The sequence below is a fragment of the Polaromonas sp. genome, assembly GCF_018780625.1.
In the GTDB taxonomy this organism is placed as follows: Bacteria; Pseudomonadota; Gammaproteobacteria; order Burkholderiales; family Burkholderiaceae_C; genus Polaromonas.
Map to the genome: position 1 here is coordinate 1 of NZ_JADMJK010000019.1, position 6,263 is coordinate 6,263.

Annotated in this window: 6 protein-coding genes; 5 read left to right on the plus strand and 1 reads right to left on the minus strand. The window is 64.3% G+C overall.

What is annotated here, in order from left to right; translation table 11 throughout:
• The first annotated feature begins 130 nt into the window (after positions 1-130).
• Entirely contained in the window at positions 131-1,429 is a 1,299-nt protein-coding gene (locus tag IV091_RS01580) for a dihydroorotase (protein ID WP_293464275.1), read from the plus strand.
• Positions 1,430-1,444: 15 nt separating this feature from the next.
• Positions 1,445-2,182, plus strand: a complete 738-nt coding sequence (locus tag IV091_RS01585; protein WP_293464277.1) for a lysophospholipid acyltransferase family protein — start codon at positions 1,445-1,447, stop codon at positions 2,180-2,182.
• Here the strand turns inward: IV091_RS01585 and IV091_RS01590 are convergent.
• Positions 2,179-3,282: an ABC transporter ATP-binding protein gene (locus IV091_RS01590; RefSeq protein WP_293464279.1), complete on the minus strand. Its 1,104-nt coding sequence runs from the start codon at positions 3,280-3,282 to the stop codon at positions 2,179-2,181. The two genes, IV091_RS01585 and IV091_RS01590, sit on opposite strands and share 4 nt — an antisense overlap.
• 113 nt (positions 3,283-3,395) lie before the next feature.
• On the opposite strand from IV091_RS01590, the gene IV091_RS01595 reads away from it, so the two are divergent.
• From IV091_RS01595 to IV091_RS01605, 3 genes are all read left to right on the plus strand, one after another.
• A complete protein-coding gene (locus IV091_RS01595; protein ID WP_293464281.1) occupies positions 3,396-5,018 on the plus strand; it encodes an iron ABC transporter permease in 1,623 nt (540 codons plus the stop codon).
• A 178-nt stretch (positions 5,019-5,196) separates the two neighbouring features.
• On the plus strand, positions 5,197-5,418 hold the full coding sequence (locus tag IV091_RS01600; RefSeq protein ID WP_293464283.1) for a CsbD family protein: 222 nt from the start codon (positions 5,197-5,199) through the stop codon (positions 5,416-5,418).
• Between the two features lie 62 nt (positions 5,419-5,480).
• Positions 5,481-6,050 (plus strand): hypothetical protein, encoded by a 570-nt coding sequence (locus tag IV091_RS01605; RefSeq protein ID WP_293464285.1) that lies wholly within the window; start codon positions 5,481-5,483, stop codon positions 6,048-6,050.
• The last annotated feature ends 213 nt before the right edge of the window (positions 6,051-6,263 follow it).

Here is a 6,263-nt window from a genome sequence, read left to right on the forward strand (position 1 = left end):
GGTTCCGCGGCCCCTGCTGGCTCGGGAGTGTCGCTCCCATGCTTGTCGCTTCGCTTACTGCGCTGCCCCCCGAGGGGGCTGGCCTTGCTTGGGGCGGCCCGGCGCAGCGGCCTTTTTCCAGAAAAATCAAATGAAACTACTGATTAAAAATGGCCGTGTCATCGATCCGGCGACCGGACTCGACCAAATCGGCGACGTGTGCATTGCCGCGGGCCGCATCGTGTCGCTGCACGGCAGCACGGCCGATTTCGCGCCCAACAAAACCCTGGATGCCACCGGCTGCATCGTGGCGCCGGGTCTGATCGACCTGTCGGCCCGGCTTGGCGAGCCCGGCCACGAACATGAAGGCATGCTGGAGAGCGAACTGGCGGCCGCCGTGGCGGGCGGCGTGACCAGCGTGGTGTGCCCGCCCGACACCGACCCGGTGCTCGACGAGCCCGGCCTGGTTGAAATGCTCAAGTTCCGCGCCGAAAAGCTGCACCAGTCGCGCGTGTTCCCGCTGGGCGCGCTGACCCGCGCCCTCAAAGGCGACGCGCTGACCGAGATGGTCGAGCTGACTGAAGCAGGCTGCGTCGGTTTTAGCCAGGCCGAGGTGCCGCTGGCCAATACCCAGGTGCTGCTGCGCGCGCTGCAGTACGCCGCCACCTTTGGCTACACCGTCTGGCTGCGTCCGCAAGAACTGCATCTGGGAAAAGGCGTGGCGGCCAGCGGTGCGCTGGCCACGCGCCTGGGCCTGAGCGGCGTGTCGGTGGCCGCCGAAACGATTGCGCTGCACACAATTTTTGAACTGGTGCGGGCCACCGGCGCGCGCGTGCACCTGTGCCGCATCAGCAGCGCCGCAGGCGTGGCGCTGGTGGGCAAGGCCAAGGCTGAAGGCCTGGGGGTGACCTGCGATGTCAGCATCAACAGCCTGCACCTGACCGACGTGGACATTGGCTACTTTGACAGCCGCATGCGCTTGAACCCGCCGCTGCGCCAGCAGCGTGACCGCGACGCGATCCGCCAGGGCCTGGCCGACGGCACGATAGATGCGCTGGTGTCCGACCATACCCCGGTCGATGAAGACGCCAAAACCCTGCCGTTCGCCGAAGCCGAGCCCGGCGCGACCGGCCTTGAGCTACTCCTGGGCCTGGCCTGCAAATGGGGCAGCGACAGCCCGGGCGGCCTGATGCGTGCCCTTGCGGTGCTGACGAGCGAACCCGCCCGGGTGCTGGGCGACGCACTGGGCACTTTGCAGGCCAGCGCGGGCCGCCTGGTCAAGGGCGGTGTGGCTGACATCTGCGTGTTTGACCCGGACAGCAGCTGGATGGTCGAGCCGGCCGCCTTGCGCAGCCAGGGCAAGCACACGCCTTTTTCGGGCCACGCGCTGCCCGTGCGTGTGCGCTGGACGCTGGTGGGCGGCCAGGTGGCTTTTGAAGCCGCGCCTTAAGCGCCGGATCGCGCCATGAAGCTGCTGGGTATTTCCTGGAAGTTGCTGCGCGCCATGCTGCATACCGGGCATGGCTTTTTGACCATCAAAATCGTTTTTCCAAAGCTGGAGCAGGCCGACCGCGATGCGCGCGTGCACGCCTGGTCGGGTCAAATGCTGCGTATCGTGGGGATCGAGCTGGAGGTCATCGGCATACCGCCGGCCGGCGGGCCGGTGCTGCTGGTCTCCAACCATATTTCATGGCTCGACATCCTGGTCATCCATGCGTCGCGCCACTGCCGGTTTGTCTCCAAATCCGACATCAAAGGCTGGCCCGTGGTCAACACGCTGGCGGCGGGCGCGGGCACCTTGTACCTGGAACGCGGGTCGCGCCGCGATGCACACCGGGTGGTCGGGCAAATGGCCGACCGGCTGCGGGAAGGCGACATTCTGGCGGTGTTTCCGGAAGGCACGACCGGGGACGGCATCACGCTCAAGCCCTTTCATGCCAACCTGATCCAGGCCGCCATCGAGGCGTCGGTGCCGGTCCAGCCGATGGCGCTCAAGTTCATTGACGCCGACAGCGGAGCGACCAGCTTTGCCCCCAGCTATGTGGGCGACGAAACCTTGCTGGGCTCAATCTGGCGCACCCTCACTGCCAAAGGCTTGAAAACCGTCGTGACCTTTGGCGCGCCCCAGGCCCACCAGGGGCAAACCCGGCGCGTGTGGTCGGAGTCCTTGCGCGAAGAGATTGAACGGCTGCGGCGAGACTAGATCAGCGCGTCCGTGTCCGTTGCGCTGCTGGCCGTCGCCTCGCGCGCAAAGGTCACCACATGGTCCACCTCGGCGCGTATGCCAATCCACTCGCCCAGGGCATGGTCGTGGTGCGACGGCACCAGCGCCACCACGGTCTCGCCGCTGGGCAGCCGCAGCGTGTACAAAAAGTCCGAGCCGCGAAACGCCTTGCGCAAAATCTGCGCCCTGACCGGTGAATGGTCGTCATGCACGATGTCGTCGGCCCTGAGCAGCACATCGCACAGCCCGCCGGGGTAGGCGTCTGGCAGCGGGCATTCCTGCATGTTGGTCAGGTCGCCCAGCGCGGTGTGCACCACCACCTCGCTGGCGCGCTGCTCAATGCGCGCCTGCGTGAACACGCCGTGACCAATAAAGTTGGCGACAAAGCGCGTGGCCGGCCGGTGGTACAGCGCATAGGCGTCTTCCCATTGGTGCAAATGCCCTTCGTGCATCACGCCAATCCGGTCGCCAATGGCAAACGCTTCGAGCTGGTCATGGGTGACAAACAGGGCCGTTGCGCCGGCCGCCTTCAGGATGCCGCGCACCTCGTGCGCCAGGCGCTCGCGCAAATCCACGTCCAGGTTGGAAAAAGGCTCGTCCAGCAGCAGCAGTCGCGGCGCCGGCGCCAGCGCACGGGCCAGCGCCACCCGTTGCTGCTGCCCGCCCGACAGCTCGTGCGGAAAGCGCTTGTGCGCGTTGCCCAGGCCCACCAGGTCCAGCACTTCGCTGACACGCTGCGCACGCGCAGCGGTGGCCAGGTGCGTGAGCCCGAACGCTACGTTGTTGGCCACATTCAGGTGCGGAAACAGCGCGTAATCCTGGAACACCATGCCAATGCGGCGCAACTCTGCCGGCATATGGACGGCCGGGCTGCTGACGACTTCCTGCGCCAGCCGTATGGTGCCCGCCTGCGCCCGTTCCAGTCCGGCCACCGCGCGCAGCAAGGTGGTTTTGCCGCAGCCCGAGGGGCCGATGAACACGCCGATTTCGCCCGCCTGCAGACTGAACGACACGCCTTCGACGGCAGGGTGGGGCTGGCCTGCGTAGTGCACACCCAGTTGGGAGACATCTAAAAACATGAAGTCGATTGTAGATGCTTACAATTCTCATTTGCAGTGACTGACTGCAAAGACCACAGCGACTGCGGCTGGGCCACCTGATGCCTCCTGCAACCGCCTTTTTTCGGATCTCCATGCTCCGCCGCATTTTATTTATTTATTTACCGTCCACCCTGTTGGCGGTGCTGGTCGGCCTGCTGACCTTGCCGGTCGTGTCCGTGCTTTTGTCCTGGCTGCAGTTCGATGGCGAGGCCGCCTCTATTCTCAGCCAGATGCTGCAAACCGTGCTGCCGGACTACGTCTGGACCTCGCTGCTGCTGTGCCTGTTTGTCGCCTTTGGCGTGGCCGCAGTCGGGATGGCCACGGCCAGCGCGGTCACGCTGTTCGAGTTTCCGGGCCGGCGCACCTTTGAGTGGGCCTTGCTGTTGCCGCTGGCCATGCCGGCCTACGTCGTGGCCTATGCCTACACCGACTTTTTGCAGTACGGCGGGCCGCTGCAGAGCTGGTTGCGTACCGCCTTCGGGCTGCAGGGCCGCTTGCTGCCTGAAGTGCGCAGCCTGGGCGGTGCCGTGCTGGTCTTTACCGTAGCGCTTTACCCGTATGTGTACTTGCTCGCCCGCACCGCGCTGTCGGAGCGGGCGGTGCACCTGATGGAAGCGGCCCGCCTGCTGGGCGCGCCGCTGTCCCGGCGCATTCGCGAGGTGGCCCTGCCGCTGGCCCGGCCGGCCGTGGCCGCTGGCGTGGCGCTGGCGTTGATGGAAACCCTGGCCGATTTCGGTGTGGTCAGCTACTTTGGCATCCAGACCTTCACCGCCGGCATCTACAAGGCCTGGCTGTCCATGGACAACCGCATGGCCGCCGCCCAGCTGGCGACCGTGCTGCTGATTTTTGTGGCCGTGCTGCTGCGCATTGAGCACAGCGCGCAGCGCCGCATGCGTTTTGCGGGCGCGCGGGGTGGGCGCGCGGGCGCGGCCGATGCGGCGCCGGTTCAGCTCCAAGGCGCGCGCGCGCTGGCGGCCTGGCTGGTCTGCGCCTTGCCGATTGCCCTGGGCTTTGTGCTGCCCGTGCTGTTCATGCTGCGCCCGCTGATTCTGGGCTGGGACAACCTGCTGTGGGACAACTTTATAAGCTGGACGATCAACAGCTTCTGGCTCGCCAGCCTGAGCGCGGTGCTGGCCACGGCGCTGGCGCTCAGCCTGGCCTTTGCCGTGCGCCGCCAGCCCAACCTGCTCAACCGCGCCGCCATCCAGCTGGCCAGCCTGGGTTACGCCGTGCCGGGCGCCGTGATTGTGGTGGGCCTGCTGCTGCCCGTGGGCTGGCTGCAGGCGGCCGCACCGCAAACCGGCGCCGGCTACTGGATCACCGCCACCGTGCTCGGCATTGTCTGGGCCTACCTGGTGCGCTTTAGCGCCGTGGCCCTGCAAACCATCCAGAGCGGCTACTCCCGCATTCCGGCCAGCTTTGACGACAGCGCCCGCATGCTGGGCACCACCGGCGCCGGGCTGCTGGCCCGCGTGCACTGGCCGCTGCTCCAGCGTTCGGTGGCGGTGGCCGGGCTGCTGGTGTTTGTCGATGTGATGAAGGAGCTGCCCGCCACGCTGGTCCTGCGCCCCTTCAACAGCGACACCCTGGCCGTGGTCACCTACCAGCTGGCGCGCGACGAGCGCTTGGGTGAGGCAGCCCTGCCGGCGCTGGCGCTGGTGCTGGTCGGCCTGCTGCCGGTGGCCTTGCTCAGCCGTACCTTGCGGGCAAAGTAGCGCGCCAGCCTGTACGCAGCGCTTGGCTGTAGGCATCAGCCTACGGCTGCCGAATGTGCGGGACTACCCGTACTTGATGGCTTCGTTGCTACGCTTCCTCCATCTGTAACGGGGCTTGCGGTCGTTGAAAAACCGCCACAAATTCCCGGCGGGCTCATCAACAACCGGAAGAAAAACCATGAACAAAGATCGCGTTGAAGGTAACTGGCTGCAATTCAAGGGCAAGCTCAAAGAGCAGTGGGGCAAGCTGACCGATGACGATCTGGATGTCATCGCCGGCAAGCGTGACCAGCTGCTGGGCAAGCTCCAGGAACGTCATGGCATCACTCTGGAAGAGGCCGAAAAGCAGGTCACGGCATGGCGTGAGAAAAATCCAACCAATTTCTTCGAGCGCTACTGAGCCTGCCAGGTTCGGTCCAACTCCCCGCTCCCATTCATTCAAAACGCATTCAAGGATTCATCATGAAAATCAAATTACTCGCGCTGACGTTTGCCGTTTCTTGTGCCTTTGCCGGCAACGCCATGGCATTGACCAAAGACGAATACAAGACCCAAAAAGACCAGATCAGCGCCGACTACAAAGTCAACCGCGACAAATGCGCGACCTTGAAAGCCAACGCCAAAGACATCTGCGTGGCTGAAGCCAAGGGCGTCGAAAAGGTCGCCAAGGCCGAACTGGAGGCCCAGTACAAGCCAAGCGCCAAAAACACCCAGAAGATCGCTTTGGCCAAGGGTGATGCCGCCTACGCGACCGCCAAGGAAAAGTGCGATGACCTCGCGGGCAACGCCAAGGATGTCTGCGTCAAGGACGCCAAGGCCGCGCTTGTAAAAGCCAAGGAAGACGCCAAAGTGGTCAAGGCCGCCGTGGACACCAGCAAGGAAAAAGCCCAGACCATGGGCGAGGTCAAGAAGGACGCCAGTGCCGCGACCCGCGAAGCCGACTACAAGGCCGCCAAAGAGCGTTGCGACAGCCTGGCCGGTGCCGCCAAAGACACCTGCCTGAGTGACGCCAAAGCCAAATTCGGCATGTAATTGAGGTGCGAATGCATGCCACTGCGGCGTGCATTCGCGGCACCAACGCCTTGAAAATCCCGGCCATGCGCAAGCATGCCGGGATTTTTTTGACTAAAAATGCTATTGATTAAATAGCTAAAAGAGTCCGTGTAAAAAGGGCTGTCGACTGATTTTATTAAAAATAAAAATAAAAATAGGCCGGCATGCCTGCATTGCCTCACGACGTGCCTT

Bases quoted from the DNA above. Each gene is read 5' to 3' on its own strand.
- IV091_RS01580 (WP_293464275.1), top strand. From the start codon at position 131: ATGAAACTACTGATTAAAAATGGCCGTGTCATCGATCCGGCGACCGGA.
- IV091_RS01585 (WP_293464277.1), top strand. From the start codon at position 1,445: ATGAAGCTGCTGGGTATTTCCTGGAAGTTGCTGCGCGCCATGCTGCAT.
- IV091_RS01590 (WP_293464279.1), bottom strand. From the start codon at position 3,282: ATGTTTTTAGATGTCTCCCAACTGGGTGTGCACTACGCAGGCCAGCCC.
- IV091_RS01595 (WP_293464281.1), top strand. From the start codon at position 3,396: ATGCTCCGCCGCATTTTATTTATTTATTTACCGTCCACCCTGTTGGCG.
- IV091_RS01600 (WP_293464283.1), top strand. From the start codon at position 5,197: ATGAACAAAGATCGCGTTGAAGGTAACTGGCTGCAATTCAAGGGCAAG.
- IV091_RS01605 (WP_293464285.1), top strand. From the start codon at position 5,481: ATGAAAATCAAATTACTCGCGCTGACGTTTGCCGTTTCTTGTGCCTTT.